This is a genomic window from Streptomyces sp. NBC_00344 (assembly GCF_036088315.1).
Lineage (GTDB): Bacteria > Actinomycetota > Actinomycetes > Streptomycetales > Streptomycetaceae > Streptomyces.
The window spans coordinates 226,500-241,820 of sequence record NZ_CP107996.1 but is presented as its reverse complement, the minus strand read 5'-3'; the positions used below and the strand labels follow the sequence as shown (position 1 = coordinate 241,820).

13 protein-coding genes are annotated in these 15,321 nt (G+C 69.9%); 9 read left to right on the top strand and 4 right to left on the bottom strand.

The annotated features are described in order from the left end of the window. Positions 1 to 375: 375 nt before the first annotated feature. Positions 376 to 1,107, bottom strand: a complete 732-nt coding sequence (locus tag OHS16_RS01205) for an SDR family oxidoreductase (RefSeq protein WP_328535243.1) — start codon at positions 1,105 to 1,107, stop codon at positions 376 to 378. Between the two features lie 128 nt (positions 1,108 to 1,235). Here OHS16_RS01205 and OHS16_RS01200 point away from each other — a divergent pair, with 128 nt between their 5' ends. Next, a complete protein-coding gene (locus OHS16_RS01200; protein ID WP_328535242.1) occupies positions 1,236 to 1,826 on the top strand; it encodes a TetR/AcrR family transcriptional regulator in 591 nt (196 codons plus the stop codon). Between the two features lie 17 nt (positions 1,827 to 1,843). Here the strand turns inward: OHS16_RS01200 and OHS16_RS01195 are convergent, their stop codons facing one another. After that, positions 1,844 to 2,014, bottom strand: a complete 171-nt coding sequence (locus OHS16_RS01195; protein WP_328535241.1) for a hypothetical protein — start codon at positions 2,012 to 2,014, stop codon at positions 1,844 to 1,846. 360 nt (positions 2,015 to 2,374) lie between these two features. On the opposite strand from OHS16_RS01195, the gene OHS16_RS01190 reads away from it, so the two are divergent. Both OHS16_RS01190 and OHS16_RS01185 read left to right on the top strand, forming a co-directional pair. Next, positions 2,375 to 2,914, top strand: coding sequence for an ArsR/SmtB family transcription factor (locus OHS16_RS01190; RefSeq protein ID WP_328535240.1), 540 nt, complete (start codon positions 2,375 to 2,377; stop codon positions 2,912 to 2,914). Beyond that, positions 2,911 to 4,197: an MFS transporter gene (locus OHS16_RS01185; protein ID WP_328535239.1), complete on the top strand. Its 1,287-nt coding sequence runs from the start codon at positions 2,911 to 2,913 to the stop codon at positions 4,195 to 4,197. Before OHS16_RS01190 ends, OHS16_RS01185 begins: the two co-directional genes overlap by 4 nt. Before the next feature lie 116 nt (positions 4,198 to 4,313). Here the strand turns inward: OHS16_RS01185 and OHS16_RS01180 are convergent, their stop codons facing one another. Next, the gene (locus OHS16_RS01180; protein ID WP_443042538.1) at positions 4,314 to 4,733 is read right to left on the bottom strand and encodes a Tn3 family transposase; all 420 of its coding nucleotides are present in this window, start codon (positions 4,731 to 4,733) and stop codon (positions 4,314 to 4,316) included. Here OHS16_RS01180 and OHS16_RS01175 point away from each other — a divergent pair. After that, on the top strand, positions 4,732 to 5,229 hold the full coding sequence (locus tag OHS16_RS01175; RefSeq protein WP_328535238.1) for a DUF6328 family protein: 498 nt from the start codon (positions 4,732 to 4,734) through the stop codon (positions 5,227 to 5,229). The two genes, OHS16_RS01180 and OHS16_RS01175, sit on opposite strands and share 2 nt — an antisense overlap. 119 nt (positions 5,230 to 5,348) lie before the next feature. On the opposite strand, the gene OHS16_RS01170 is transcribed toward OHS16_RS01175, so the two are convergent. Further along, positions 5,349 to 6,479 (bottom strand): FAD-dependent oxidoreductase, encoded by a 1,131-nt coding sequence (locus OHS16_RS01170; RefSeq protein ID WP_328535237.1) that lies wholly within the window; start codon positions 6,477 to 6,479, stop codon positions 5,349 to 5,351. 1,143 nt (positions 6,480 to 7,622) lie between these two features. On the opposite strand from OHS16_RS01170, the gene OHS16_RS01165 reads away from it, so the two are divergent. Genes OHS16_RS01165 through OHS16_RS01145 form a run of 5 tightly spaced genes read left to right on the top strand, consistent with a single transcriptional unit; the run spans position 7,623 to position 15,250 of the window. Then, complete coding sequence (locus OHS16_RS01165) at positions 7,623 to 8,945, top strand: phenylacetate--CoA ligase family protein (protein ID WP_443042537.1); 1,323 nt, start codon at positions 7,623 to 7,625, stop codon at positions 8,943 to 8,945. Next, positions 8,942 to 10,372, top strand: coding sequence for an MFS transporter (locus tag OHS16_RS01160; protein WP_328535235.1), 1,431 nt, complete (start codon positions 8,942 to 8,944; stop codon positions 10,370 to 10,372). The genes OHS16_RS01165 and OHS16_RS01160 overlap by 4 nt, the downstream gene beginning before the upstream one ends. Continuing rightward, entirely contained in the window at positions 10,369 to 11,523 is a 1,155-nt protein-coding gene (locus tag OHS16_RS01155) for a GNAT family N-acetyltransferase (protein ID WP_328535234.1), read from the top strand. The genes OHS16_RS01160 and OHS16_RS01155 overlap by 4 nt, the downstream gene beginning before the upstream one ends. Further along, positions 11,520 to 12,686: a LuxE/PaaK family acyltransferase gene (locus OHS16_RS01150; protein ID WP_328535233.1), complete on the top strand. Its 1,167-nt coding sequence runs from the start codon at positions 11,520 to 11,522 to the stop codon at positions 12,684 to 12,686. Before OHS16_RS01155 ends, OHS16_RS01150 begins: the two co-directional genes overlap by 4 nt. After that, positions 12,683 to 15,250 carry an acyl-CoA reductase gene (locus OHS16_RS01145; protein ID WP_328535232.1) on the top strand — a complete coding sequence of 856 codons (2,568 nt, stop codon included), beginning with the start codon at positions 12,683 to 12,685 and terminating at the stop codon, positions 15,248 to 15,250. The genes OHS16_RS01150 and OHS16_RS01145 overlap by 4 nt, the downstream gene beginning before the upstream one ends. Positions 15,251 to 15,321: the final 71 nt, after the last annotated feature.

The following is a 15,321-nucleotide window of genomic DNA, read 5'->3' as shown; positions in this document are numbered from 1 at the left end:
GATGCTCCGCGCGGCCGCCTGCCGGCCGGGAGGCTTTCCACGCTCGCACGACACACTCCACCGTGACCGGGTTCCGACGGCGACATGGGGCGGCCGGCCGAGGACCGGCCCTGAGGTCCCTGGACGACCGAATGGCGGCGGGACAGCCCCTCACCGTCCCCCGCCGGCTCGAAGAGCCCGCGCGGTAGACGGACCCGAGCAAGATCAATCTCAGCGGCATTTTCTGCACCGCTACTACTCACACCCGGAGGCCCGTGGGTTCAGCTGAACTGAAGCTTGTTCAGGGGGAACTCGGGGGTCGGTCCGTGTGCGTCAGCTGGGGCTATCCGTGGGTTCGACAGGAATGCGTGTGTGGTGCGGCCTGGCTGCGCAGGCCTATCCCTGGGCGGTGGGGCGAACGACGATGTCACCTATATCGACACCGTCCGGCTGTTCGATGGCGAAGGCGATGGCGCGGGCCACCGCGTCCGGCGAAAGAGCGATCTCCATCATCTTGTCGATCTGGTCCTTCACAGCCGGATCCATACGCTCTGCGAAGTCCGTGCGGACGGCGCCGGGCGAGACGACGGTCACGCGCAGGCTGTCGCCGGCCTCCTGGCGCAGGCCCTCAGAGATGGTGCGCACGGCGTTCTTCGTGCCGGCGTACACCGATTGGAGCGGCACGATGCGCAGTCCGGCGGTGGACACGGTGTTGACGAAGTGCCCGAAGCCCTGCTCCCGGAAGACGGGAAGGGCTGCGGCGATCCCGTACAGGACCCCTTTGAGGTTGACGTCGATCATCTCCTCCCAGTCCTCGACGCGCAGGTCATCCAGACGGGAGATCAGACCGATCCCGGCATTGCTGACGAGGACGTCGAGCTTGCCGTATCGATCGCGTGCCAGCTTGACGAGGCCGGAAAGGTCCTCGCGTCGCGTCACGTCCGTGCGGGCCCAGGCGGCTTCACCGCCGGCCTTTTCGATGCGGGCGGCCAGGGCCTCAAGGCGCTCCGGACGGCGTGCCCCGAGGACGATCTTCGCGCCGTGCTCGGCGAGCAGGAGCGCGGTCGCCTCACCGATGCCGCTGCTGGCGCCCGTGATCGCCACGACTTTGCCTTCGATTCCCGTCATGATGGCCAGTCCTTCCAGTAGAGAAGTGGGGGCGGCCATGCCCTACAGTGAAAGTGGAGGCTCCGCCACTTCATCCACACTAAGTGGCGGCTCCTCCACTTAGCAAATGGAGACTGGGGAGAGAATTGATGGCCCGGGATGCAGGACGCCCGCTGAGGGCTGACGCACAGCGGAACCGGGACAAGATCCTGGCCGCCGCGGTGCGCGTGTTCACTGAGGAGGGACTGGATGCGCACTTCGAGCGCATCGCCAGAGAAGCGGGCGTGGGAACCGGCACCCTCTACCGCAACTTCCCGACCAGGGAAGGTCTGATCGAGGCGGCGTACCGCAACGAAGTGGCCCGGCTGTGCGACGCCGTCCCCGGCCTCCTTGGCGCGATGTCGCCGCCTGAGGCCCTGCGAGCCTGGACTCGCCGCTTCATCGACTACGCCACCGCCAAACTCGGCATGGCCGACGCCCTGCGAGCCGTCGTCAACTCGGGAACCAATCCCTACGCCGACAGTCACGAGATGATTGAGGCCGCCCTCTCCTCCCTCATGGACGCCAATACCGCTGCCGGAACGATCCGGTCCGACATCAGCCCGACCGACATGTTCGCCGCCCTCGCTGGTATCGCCCTCACCTCGGCCAAGCCCGAGCAGCGAGAGCAGGCCGAACGCCTCCTCGACCTCACCCTGGACGGACTGAAACCTGCGCCGTCGCGGCTTCCCGAAAACTGACGACAGCAGCCCGGACCTCATCGAACCTGCTCTTCAGCGGCCTGTTCCAGTAGTGCTCGCGCGGAGTCCGCGTAGCGCATCGCGGTCTTGTCGCCGAGCCCGAACGCCTCGGCGAGGCGGAGCGGGCTGGGCCCGTGGGTCAGGGCCTCTTCGAGTTGCCGGTCCCGACGCGGGCGCCCAGTGCTCACGCGGGTCCCGTACGACAGCCGGCGCAGCCTCCTCGCCTTCACCCTGATCGTGAACCGATCCGGATGCAGTGAGAACGCTTCAGGAATCGCGAAGTACGTCAGCCTGCGAACTGCTACGGGAGAGAGGGCGGACCGCCGGGCCACGGGGTTGAGGGCCCGGGGAGGCGCAGAGCAACCCACGGGATGTCGCGCACTCGGGCGATCCCGGCCTCCCGGGCGAACCTCGGGCACCTGCTCGGCCACGGCGTCAAGGCCGTCATCCAGGGCGGGAGCGAAGGCCTCACCTGCTGGACGGCCGATTCCGGAAGTCCGTGCGAAATGCCCTTGCGCAATGGTCAAGAATCGTTGACCATTGCTTGCATGCCTACCGATGATCTTCCCCAGACCTTTCACGTCACCACGGACGAGCAGCTGCGCGCCGTCTCCAATCTCACGCGCCACCGGATCATGGCCGTGCTCCGCTTCGAGCCGGCGACGATCACGCAGATCGCCGAGCGGGTGGGGCTCGCGAAGGGGAGTTCCAGCTATCACGTGCGGCTGCTGGAGCGGGCCGGCCTGGTGAAGGTGGTGCGGACGCGGAAGGTGCGGGGGGTCACCGAGCGGTACTACACGATGGCCGCGCGGGCGATCGTGCTGCCGGATCCGGGCGAGGGAGGCCCGGATGTGCTGATGCGGAATGCGGTGGCCGACCTGGAGGCAGCGCCGACGGAAGGCGAGCGGCACGTACGGATGGCGCATCTGCGGCTCACCGAGGAGCAGTTCGCACAGCTGGGGGCGCGGCTGGAGGCACTGGCGGACGAGTACCGGGAGCTGTCCGATCCGTCGCTGCCGGACGCGTCACTCGTCTTCGCATTGTTCCACCCGACACCCCACGAGCAGGCCGAAGGGAACGTCAAGTGACCCCAGAGGTTCAGAAGTTGCCGACCGAGTTCGGACGGCTGTGGACCGCGCAGACGATCTCCTCGCTCGGTGACGGGGTGACACATGCCGCGCTGCCGCTGATCGCGTTGACCTTGACACGGGATCCGATGGCGCTCGCCGTCGTCACGGCCGCCGGGACGCTGCCGTGGCTGCTCTTCGGGGTGCTCGGCGGCGCGCTGGTGGATCGCTGGGACCGTCGGCGCACCATGTGGGTCGCGGACGCGTCACGTGCGGTGCTGCTCGCGATACCGGCGGCGGCGGCCGCGCTCGACGTGCTGAGCATTCCGCTGCTCGCGGCCGTCGCCTTCCTCCTCGGCCTCGGCGGGCTCTTCTTCGATACGGCCGCGACGGCCTATCTGCCGGATCTGCTCGGCCGCGACCCCGCGCTCCTGGAGCGAGCCAACTCCCGCCTGCGCGGCGCCCAGACCGCCGCCTCCGGCTTCGCGGGGCCGCCTGCGGGCAGTGCCCTGCTCGCGCTCGGGCGGGCAGTTCCGCTGCTCGCCGACGCGGTGTCGTTCCTGCTCTCCGCGCTGCTCGTCCGTACGCTGCCCGCCATGCCCCGCCCCGTGCCGGAGGTCCGCGAGTCGCTGCTCAGGCAGGCGCGGGCCGGGGCCTCGTACGTCTTCCGGGGCCGGGTCCTGCTCGGGCTCGCGCTCCGCCCGGCGGTCGGGAACGTCGCCTTCCTCGCTGTGGAGACCGTCCTCGCCCTCTTCGCGCACGACCGCCTCGGCATCGACACCTACGGCTTCGGCCTGCTCCTCACAGCGGAGGCCACCGGCGGTCTGCTCGGTGCAGGCATCGCCTCCTACCTTGGCCGACGACTCGGCACCGGCACCGCGCTGACCTGCACGGCCGCCGTCGAAGGGCTCGCCATCCTGGGCCTGGCCGCTGCCCCGAACCCGTACGTGGCGGGGCTGGCGCTCGCCGTCTGCGGGGCCGGCATGGGCGCCACGATGGTGCTCGGGCCCTCGCTCCGGCAGGCGATCGTCCCGGCCCACCTGATGGGCAGGGTCGCCTCCACCTCCCGCATGCTCGCCATGTGCGCCGCCCCGTTCGGGGCTTTCCTCGGCGGCTGGCTGGCCACCACCTACGACATCCGCACCCCGCTCTACGCCGCCGCCGGCCTCCTCCTCACCATGACCGCCGTCACGGCTTCCATGACCAGTAACCGCCGGGTCGAGGCGGCGCTGCGTGCCGCAGCCAAGGCCGATGGTCCAAGTCACCCGGAATCCTGGGATCCCGTTCAGGAGGGTGCCATTTAGGGCTCCGCGAGGTCGTGGAGCCAGTGCTGAGCTCGGCGTTCCGCCTCGGCCTGGAGCGTCGGGCGCCTGGCCTTCACGGGATGCTACGAGTGGCCGGCGGGCCGGGTGCGCCGCCGTCAATCCTCGTCATCGACAGCCAACGGGTCCCGGAAGGGGCAGGTCCTGACCGGGACTGCAAGCCTTGATGTTGAACAGGTGCAGCGGCCCAGGAAGTTGATGTGCCGGTCCTTGAGCGGTGAGAGACGGGCGAAGTCCTTGGTGTCGTGGCCCCCGGCGCGGAGCTGGGCCACGGCGGCGTCCGGGTAGCGGGCGTTCCACAGGATGACGGCGTTGAGGACCAGGCCGAGGGGGCGGGCTGGTCCTCTTGGCCGTCGCGGTACGCCTCGCACTCCACACGGCCCGAGTTCTCTACCATGAATTCCGGTTGCATAGGCTGCGGCCCGTCCCGGCGGCCCAGCTGACAGAACGGGGCAGCGTCTTCCATGCGTCGCGCGTGGCCGTGGGCACTGACTGCTGAGGAACTCGGGAGAACGCATGGAACCACTCGGCCCGCGGCAGACGTCCAGCGGGCGCCACGAATCGGCGGAGGAGCGTGCCGACCGCCGGTGGAATGAATTACTGCAAGAAGTCCGTGTCACGCAGACAGGCGTTCAGATCCTCTTCGGCTTTCTGCTCACCGTTGTCTTCACACCGCGCTTCGCTACGCTCAGCCAGGCGGACAAGAATATCTACGTAACGACTGTCCTCCTCGGTGCCGCCACGACAGGCGCGCTCATCGGCCCTGTCACACTCCACCGGCTGGTCACCGGACACCGGATCAAGCCCGAGACGGTCACCTGGGCCTCGCGGCTGACGGTCGCCGGGATCGTGCTGCTGCTGGTCACCATGACCTCGGCCCTGCTCCTCATCCTGCGCGTCGCGATGCACAACAGCGCCGTGCCGTGGGCTGTCGCAGGACTCGTCGGCTGGTTCCTGCTCTGCTGGTTCGCACTGCCGACTTGGGCGCGGCACCGGTACCCACTGCGGGAGTGATCCGGCGCGGGCGACGCGTGTTCGCAGGACGGGGGCGTGGGACAGGGGCACGTCCACTGTGGCCGGCCACGGCCGGGCGCCTGACCGTGTCGGCTCCGAGTCCGCCACCCCATGGCAGGTCAGTCGCGGGTCGCCTTGAAGTCCGGTAGCCGGTTCAGGGATTCGGCTACCGCGGCGAATCCGTAGTCGATCATCTGTCGCTCGTAGGCTTCGACGGCCGGCAGCAACTCCGACTCACCTCGGTGCGCGGCGATCAGGGAGCGGCTCAGAAGCGACGCGTCCCGGAAGGCGGTGTTCGCACCCTGGCCACCGCTCGGTGGCATGACGTGGACGGCGTCTCCCATCAGCGTGACCCGGCCGGTCCGCCAGGGAGGCACAGCCTTTGCGTAACGGACCTTGAGCGGTGATCCGTTGATCACGTCCGACTGCTTCACCAGTTCCACCAGGTCGGGGTGCCAGTCGCGGACGACATGCAACAGGAGTTCGCGGATCTCCGCCCACTCCGAGGGGAACGGTGCGGGCCGATCGGGGAGAGACACGACCCACCGCAGATAGTCGGGAGTGACCGGCAGCGCCACATCGGAGTGTCTGCCGGCCGCGAGGTGTGGAGGGCAGCGGAACTCCATCTTTCCGATGAGCATACTTGCACTCTCGCCGCGCACTACGGTTCCGAAACCCGGCACGAGGTGGGCCGACCGCGCACTCACGGGTGTGCGCCCCAGGAAGCTGCTGCCGCTCAGGGTGACGACCTCGGCGTGCGGCAGTAACTGACGGCGCACCGTGGAAGCCACCCCGTCCGCCCCGACCAGGATGTCTCCTTCGGTGCTGCTTCCGTCGGCGAAGTCGGCGCGAACCGTGCCCTCGTGCGACTCGGTGCTGCCGATCAGATGCTTGCCGAATTCGATCCGGTCGCGGAGACCGGTCAGCAGCAGATGTCGCAGGACATAACGATCAGTGGCCGTGCCACCTGTGACGTCGCCGAGTTGAGAGATCTCGTTGAGACGGGGATCGACCACCCGCCTGCTTCCCGCCAGCTCTCCTGTCGTGGCGTGCAGTACGTCGTGCAGACGGTCGGGGAGACACTCCCGCAGTGCGCCGGCGCCGCGTTCGTCCAGGACGATCCGAAAGCCCTGATACCGGCTGTCGACGGCCGATTCTCGTTCGAAGAGGCGCACGTCCACGCCCGCCTGCAGCAGCCCTTGAGCAAGTGCAAGACCTCCGATGCCCGCCCCGATCACGATGACACGCATGTCCAAGACTCCACATCAATACGACGGTCCGGAAAATACTTACAGGTGTTCGCTGTCCGGCGGCGGGACTTCGCTTGCGGACCGGACTGCGCACAGCCCGTTCCGCAAGCCGATCCGCAAGCGAATCAGCTGCGGGCCTGTACGGCCCGGGGCCTGGGGGGAACGGTGAGGGCATCTCGTCACCCGTGGCCCCCGCGGCGGGCGGCCGTGTCAATTCGGCGCGACCGCATCGGCGTTGTCGATGCGGTGTCCGGCCGGCCGCCGATGAACGTACTGCCTTGCGCATCACCTAGTCCATCTCCTCCACCCGGGCATCCACACCCCACACACTGGGTCATCGAGAAGACCTTGGACAGGGCCATTGATCCTCGGAGACCGATGACATATGTCACCGGTCAGGACGTCGACTCGCCCGCCCGCCGAAGGGAACCGCCCGACGAGCAAGTGTGTTTGAGCCGCGCCATGTCCGCCCCGTGGTGACTGTGATCAGACGGTGCGTCGTGGCCGCGCCGACACCCGGCCATGGTCTGCCGAACGGCCACCGTGCGAGTCCGTGAGGGTGGCCGGCAGCGGGACGCGTGCTCATTGCGTGCACCACCACCTGCGCGGTGGTGCGTCGGCCGACCGGCGCCCGCCGCTGGGGACGGAGCGGAGACCACCGGGTACAACGGCCCCTGTCGAACCGGTAGTCGGATTCCCCGGACGGTACGGCGTGGCCGACACACAAGGCCCGGTCGCCCGGAGCGTGTTTCGCTGCGGCTGGTGAGATAGCTCACCGGCCGGGGCCGGAACGCACGGGTGGAGAATTCCGTCCGGCCGACGGCCGGAACCCGGCGTGCTCAGGTTCGGGCCGGATGACCTTGCCTCTCGCCGTATGAAATTGCGCTGTGCGCACCTCGATTTATCTTTCAAATAACCCGTATACCGGTCGAGTTGATTGGGAGTTTCCGTAAGTCGTGGCATAGCATCGCGCCTCGAAGTCGCCTGGATGGAAGTGGCGTTCTCGAACGCTTCCCGATCCGGCCACTCGAACCAGTGGATGCCGCACCATCATCAGCGGCGTCCGCGCCCTTCATTTCCCGCAGACGGCGGCGCACACCCCGCGCCGTCGCCTCACTCCGCATGCCGAAAAGCAGGAGAACGATGCCCGTTCAACCTTTGCCGGAACTCATACGCTTCGTGCGTCACACGTCGCCGTTCTACCGGAATCTCTATGCCGGTCTCCCCGACGATGTAAGCGAGTTGACGGACCTTCCGGTGATCCCGCAGGCGGAATTCTGGCAAGCCAACACGCCACGGAACAACCGGCTGCTGACCGAGGAACTGAACGAAGCGGTGGTGTTCAAGAGCGGTGGCACCACCGGAGCCCCGAAATTCTCCTGCTTCACCCGCACCGAATGGCAGGAGTTCACCACCGCGTTCGGCGACGGGCTCGTCGAAGCAGGTCTGCGGCCGGGCCACCGCGTGGCCGACCTGTTCTACGCGGGGGAGCTGTACGCGAGCTTCACTTTCATCCTCGACTCGCTCCACCGTGCCCCGGTCGCCAATGTCCGGCTGCCCATCGGCGGTGGCACACCCCCCGAGTCCATCGTGCACACGCTGGAGGAGTTCGACGTCGACGTCGTCGCGGCCACCCCGACGACGCTGTGCGCCCTGGCCGACCATCTCGGGCGCGAGGGTCGCCGGCTCCCTCAGGTGAAGATCCTCTTCTTCGGCGGCGAAGGTCTCTACGAGGACCAACAGCCCCTGCTGAGAGCCGCATTCCCGAACGCCGTAATGCGGTCCATCGGCTACGCGGCCGTTGATTCCGGACTCCTGGGCCAGGCCGTGCCCGGCGACGACCCCCGCGTACACCGTGCGTTCGGACCCCACACCGTGGTGGAGATCCTCGACGAACACACCGGATGCCCGATCACCCTGCCGCACGTCCCCGGCCGGGTCGTCGTCACTGATCTGCGCCGTCGCCTGATGCCCATCCTGCGCTACCCCGTGGGTGACCGTGCCGAATGGACCGACGTGTCCGCCGGACACTTCCGCATCCTCGGCCGTGCCGATGAAGGGGTCCGGGTCGGCCCGGTGTCCCTCTACACCCAGGACGTGCAGGACACCGTGCGCGCCGCCGATCCCGAAGGCCGTGTCACCGGTACCCAGTTGGCAGTCCGGCGCTGGGACGGCCGCGACGGACTGGTGCTGCGCCTGGTCTGCCAAGGTGCGGCAGCCGCCGACGGCGCGGGCTCCTCGGCAACGCATTCCCGAACCGGCGGCGGATCACCCGGCGAACTCGCCACCCTGGAGGACGCGATCACCCGGGAGCTTCTGCTCGCCCGCCCGATGTACGGCCAAGCGGTCGACGCCGGGCACGTCCATCCGCTCGGCGTGGAGTGGGTCACCCGCCACGGCGACCTCGCAGTCAACCCCCGATCCGGCAAGCTCATCCGCGTACTCGACGAACGGCTTCAGGCATGACCGGGAACCTGGCTCCGCGGCCCCTGCCCGTCATTCTCCGCCATCCTGCTTTCGGCGCCGTGTGGGGGGCCCAGGTCCTCACGCAGGCATCCGGCCGTATGTTCCAGGTCGGTGTGGTGTGGTGGCTCGTGTCCCACGCTGCCGGCTCCGAACGCGGCCTGGCCTCGGGCCTGTTCCTGGCAGTGAGCACGCTGCCCGCTGTCGCCCTCGCTCCGCTGGTGGCGCGGATCATCGCCCGCACCCCGCACCGCAAGGTCATGAGTGGCGCAGCGGTGGTGGCGGGTCTGGTCGCCGCCGTCACCGCCGGGTGGTCGTACGTGACACCGCCCCCCTTGTCCCTCGCATATGCTGCGGCGCTGATGCTGGCGGGCTGTCAGGCGCTCTTCGACCCCTGTCTGACCACCGCTGTCCCCGACCTGGTCGACGAGGCCGACATCGAGGCGGCGACCGGCTTCGAACTGTCCACCCAGTCGCTGGCCGGCCTGGGCGGCGGACTGCTCGGCCCGCTCGTCGTCGACGCCTGGCAGCTGAGCGGCATCGTCACGGGGTGCGCCTGCGCCTATCTGCTGGCGGGCGCCCTGGTGGCCGCCACCCGATTCCTGCGCCTCCCGGCCGGGCCGGCGCTCACCGGTGCCCAGACGGCCGCGGCAGCCGGCATGAACGCGCCGCCCGCGACCGGGCCCGCACCGGTCGAGCCCGTACCCCGGACCCTGCGCCAGGTGCTGGCAGGTCTGCCGTTCGTGCGGCGTGTGCTGCTGTGCTTCACCGCCGCCAACCTCTTCACCACGGCCGTCTATGTCGTCATGCCGCTCTACACCCGCTCGGTGCTGCACGCGCACGGCTCGACCGTGGCCGCACTGGAGGCTGCCCTCGGTGCGGGCGCCCTGGCCGGCTCGTTCACGGGTGCCCGCCTGCCCGGGGCCCCCGCGAACGTCGGGGGTGCCTGCCTCGCGCTGATGGCCGCCGCCCTCGGCCTGCCCGGTGTTGTCGCCGACCGCGTGACGGCGGTCGGCGCGCTGGCGGTGGCCGGCTGGTGCGTGGGAGTTCTCGGAGTGCGGTTCGTGGCGCTGTTCCAGCGGCTCGTCCCCGCCGCCGACAAGCCAGCCTTCTTCGCCATGATGCAGGCCCTGCTCGGTGCCGCCTTCCCGGTGTCGTCCCTCGCCTTCGGCGCCCTGGCCGAGCGGCTCTCCCCTCAGGTGCTGTGCCTCGTGCAGGCCGCGGGCCTGGCACCCGTCGCCGCACTGCTCTGGTGGTGCGGCCGTATCCCCGCGAACGGGCCTGACGCCGGCCACACCTCCGACCCGGAGCCGGCCACAGGCACGGTGTCCCCGGCCCGGGCGGCCGACCGCGCGGGTGACACGGGCGCCGCCGCGTGCGACACCACTGACCGCGCCGGCGATGCGGCCGTGCCCGGAGGATCCCGGTGACAACGATCCTCGCACCGGCCGTGCCCCAGGACATCGCGGAGCTGCGGCAGTTGTACTACGACGTCTACGGTCACGGCTATCCGGTGGCGCTCGGCAGCGACCCCACCGTCATGCACCGCCTCATCACCGACCCGCACACGCACTGGCTCACCGCCCGCCGGACCGGCACCGGCGAGCTCGTCGGCTCCGCCGTCGTCCAGACCGACCGGCCCGCGCGGGCCGGCAAACTGGTCGGCCTCGCCGTTGCCCCGAGCCATCGGGGCCACGGGCTGGCCGGCCGGCTCACCGGCGCCGTCACCGACGACGCCTTCGCCACCGGCGGACTCGACTCCGTGCACGCCACCGTGCGCACGGTCTCGCCCGCACCCCAACAGGTCGTCGCACGCAATGGATTCCGGCCACTCGGTCTCATGCCCAATGCCGCTGACGTCTCCGGTTGCGAAACCCTCGCCCTGTTCGCCCGCTTCGCCGACGGCGTCCTCGGCCGCCGGGCCGGTGTCGAGGCCGTGCCCGAAGCGCTGCTGCCCCTGCTGCGCGCCGCTGAGCAGAGCACCGGCGTTTCCTACGGTGACCAGCGTCCGGCCGAGGCCCCCGCACCCCACACCGCCGCCCATCGAGATCCGGCCGCTGCCCGTGCCCCGATGGAGGTCATCACCGCACCTGGTTTCGTGCGGCGCCGTTTCCGTGAACTGTTCCCCGAACCGCTCGCGGCCCGGCTCCCGTTGCACCTCCCCAACGCGGTCCTGACGCCGCCAGACGGCGAGTTCGAGTTCTACGCCGACGTCGACACCGCCGCACGCAGCTGCACCCTGCTCGCCGTCCACCCCTACCCACCGGCCGCCATCCCGTCCCTGGACGCGATCGTCGCTGCCGCCTCACGCGCCGGAGCCGGATACGTACAGACCCTGCTTCCGCTGTCCGACACCGCCGCGCTGCATGCCTACCTGTCCGCGGGCTTCGTCCCCAGCGCGCTCTACCCGGCCATGCGAAGGACCGGCGATGTCTTCCACGACCACGTCGTCCTCTCCCGCAGCGACCGCCGTACCGACTTCCGCACCATGGCCGTCAGCGCCCTTCTCCAGCCGTACCTCAGCGCCTATCTGACCGCCTGGACCGCCACCTACCTGCCCCGTCACGAGGTTGCCCGATGAATCCCCATCTCGCTCATGTCGCGGTCCCCGACCCCGAGCGCCTGGCGCACGTCCAGCGCCTGTGCGACCTGACCTCGCCCTACGCCGCAGGGCCGGAAGCCGACACCCTGTTCGCGGCCGCCATGGCCGAGGCCAACGCCTGGCACGCCGAGCGCTCGCCCTTCTTCCGCGCACTGCTCACGGACCCGCCGGAGCGTCCGGCGCCCTCCATCGGCGCCGGCGTCCGCGCACCGCTGCTGCATGCCAATTTCTTCAAGCGGCACGAGGCGCTGTCCGTCCCCCGCGACGACATCTTCCTGCACCTGACGTCCTCCGGCACGACCGGCCAGAAGTCGCAGATGTTCTTCGACGAGTGGACCATCCGCAGCGCCCAGCGGATGGTTGCCCGGATCTTCGACCACTATGGCTGGATCACCCCGCAGCAGCCCGTCAACTACCTGCTCTACAGCTACGAACCCGCTCCCGACGTGCGGCTGGGGACCTCCTTCACCGACAACTACCTCTGCGACTTCGCCCCCGCCGAAGGCATCACCCACGCCCTGCGGCGCACCGGCTCCGGACATGCCTTCGACGTCCACGGCTGCATCGAGGCCCTGCGGCGCTACGCCAGGGAACGGCTGCCCGTGCGCATCCTCGGCTTCCCCGCGTTCCTGCACTTCACCCTGGAACGCATGCGCGCCGACGGCCTGCCGCCCCTTCGGCTGCCGCCCGGCTCCCTCGTCGTCCTGGGCGGCGGCTGGAAGAACCACGCGGACCAGCAGATCAGCAAGGACACCCTCTACGGGGAGATCACCGAGCGGCTCGGCGTCGAGTCCGACCGGATCCGCGACACCTTCGGCTCCGTGGAGCACTGCGTGCCCTACGTGGAATGCGCCCGGCACCGGCTTCACGTGCCCGTGTGGGCGAGGGCCTCCGTCCGCGACACCCGCACGTTGGAGCCGCTGCCGTCCGGCGACATCGGATACCTCCACCTCGTCTCCCCGTACATCACCTCCGTACCCGCGCACAGCGTCGTCATGGGAGACCTCGCCTCCCTGCACCCCGGCGAGGAGTGCGACTGCTCGCTGTCCACGCCGTGGTTCCGCATCCACGGCCGGGCCGGGGTCAGCCGCAACCGCAGCTGTGCCGTGGCCGCCGCCGAACTCCTGAAGGGCCTGTCATGACCAGCGAACTCCACTTCTGGCAGGGTGTCTTCCTCACCGAGGAACAGGCCGCCGAACGGCTCGCGGACCTGCCCGCACTCGTCGAGCAGGCGCTGGCCCGGCCGCTGGCCACGGCAACCGTCCTGGACGCCTGCGATACCGTCGGCCGGGCGCTCGCCACCCCCGGAAGTGACCTGCACACCAGGCTCACCACCGACCTCGCCGACGGCGCGACGGGCCCGGACGAAGCCCGGGCCGTCATCGCCGAGCTCGCCCGGGCCATCTCCCGGCCCGTACTCGAACGCAAACTGCGCCGCGAACTGGGCAGCCCGCGCCCCGAGCGTCTCACCCGTCCCGACGCCCGTGACACCGTCTACGAGGCCTGGGCGCCGGTCGGCCTCCTGGCGCACATCGCCCCCGGCAACGCGCCTGCCGTCGCCGCGCTGAGCGTCGTCGAGGGTCTGCTCGCCGGCAACGTGAACGTCCTCAAGACCAGCAGCGGCGACAGCCTCCTCGCCCCGCACCTGCTGGCGGAGCTCGCCGCGGCCGATCCCAGCGGCGCCGTCGCCTCCCGTGTCGTCGCGCTGCGCTTCTCCTCCAGCCGGCAGGACCTGCTGCGGCTGATGTGCTCCCCCGCGGACGCCATCGCCGTCTGGGGCGGTGAGGATGCGGTGCGCGGCGTCACGGACCTCGCGGAGCCCGGCTGCCGTCTCGTGGTCTGGGGCCACAAGATCTCCTTCGCGTACCTGACCCGCGACGCCTGGCAGGGGCCCGAAGCGGGCGACTCGCTCGCCGCGCTCGCGGCAGACGTGTGCCGCCTCGAACAGCAAGCCTGCTCCAGCCCCCAGGTCGTCTACCTCGACACCGACGACACCGCTGAACTCTTCGCCTTCGCCGAGCGGTTCGCCGCTGTTCTCGGTACCGTCAGTGCCGGTTTCCCGCAGCCGGCGCCCGGCGCCGGTGACCTGGCGGACCGCGCTGCGCAGGCCGAGGTCACCACCACCGAACTCGTGGCCCGGGCCGAGGCGCATCTCGGTCTGACCCGTGTCATCGCCGCCGACGACGGCAGCTGGCGTGTCATCGCCGACACGCGGCCGGCCCTGACAGCATCCCCGCTGCATCGCAGCGTATGGGTCAAGCCACTGCCCCGCACCGACATCACCACCACTCTGCGGCCCATGCGCCGCTATCTGCAGACGGCCGCCATCGGCGGCAGCCGTGCCGACATCGCACGGATCTCCCGCGCCGTCGTCGCCGCCGGCGTCGACCGGATCACCCCGCTGGGCGCGATGCTGGACAGCTACGAGGGCGCGCCCCATGACGGGGTCTACGCCCTCCAGCGCTACAGCCGGCGGGTCAGCGTGCAGGCCGACGCCCGCTTCACCACCACCCCCTGCCTCGACGACCTGGCCGGACCCGCGCCGGTGCCTCCGGCGCCCCGGGGGCCACTCATGGACAAGAGCGGCGCCCAGGAGCAACTTCGCTCCCTGGCACCCGAACACGCCCAGCTGTACTTCCGCAGCGGAGGCAGCACCGGCGCCCCGGCCCTGTCCGTCTTCACCTGCGACGACTACGACACCCAGATGCGCGCCTCCGCCGACGGCCTGGTGGCCGCCGGCTTCGACCCGGCCCGCGACCGGGCGGCGAACCTGTTCTTCTGCGGCGGCATGTACGGCAGCTTCATCAGCTTCTTCTCCATCCTGGAACGCCTGAGCGCCACTCAGATTCCGCTGGCCGCCGGGCCCGACCACGCCGCCGTGGCCGAAACCCTCGTCACCCACCGCGTCGACACCCTCTTCGGCATGCCCTCCTACCTGTGGCAGCTCTTCCACGCCGAGGGTGAGCGGCTGCGCGCCTACGGCGGGATCCGCAAGGTCTTCTACGGCGGTGAGCACTTCACCGACGAGCAACGGCGAATCCTCACGGACACGTTCGGCGTACGGCTCATCCGCTCCGCCGCCTACGGCAGCACCGACCTGGGCCCGCTCGGATACCAGTGCACCCACGCCAGGGGATCCGAGCACCATGTGCTGACCGACCTGCACACCCTGGAGATCCTCGACCCCGAGGAGGACCGTCCGGTGCCAGTCGGCCGGCCCGGCCGACTCGTCTTCACCACCCGCACCCGCACCGGGCAGCGTCTGGAGCGCTACCAGATCGGGGACCTGGGCCGGGCGATCGAGGGTGTGTGCGGCTGCGGCAGCCACACCCCGCGCATCGAACTCCTTGGACGGCACGGCGACATCGTCCGCATCGGTACCTACCACTTCAACTACCGCACGTTCGTACGCAGCGCGCAGGAAGGTCTCGGCTACCGCGGTGAACTTCAGCTGCTGCTCGCCTCTGGTGACTGCCGGGAACGCCTGATGATCCGTCTGGACCGCCAGTACGCGAAGGACCAGGACGAGGCCCGCCAGGTCTTCCTCGACCGGATCCCGGAGCTGGGCGCGGCGGTGACAGGCGAGGCCTTGCTGGACTTCAGGGTCGAACTCACCGGCACCGACGCGTTCGAGCGCACAGCGACCAGCGGGAAGCTGCGGACGGTCGTCGACCGGCGCAGGACGCGGACGGCCGCCACGTCCTGACCGTAGGTGTCCAGCCGTACCCCGGTGTTGCCGCCGGTGCGTGCGGGTTGCCGCCAGGGGGTGTGGTTCGA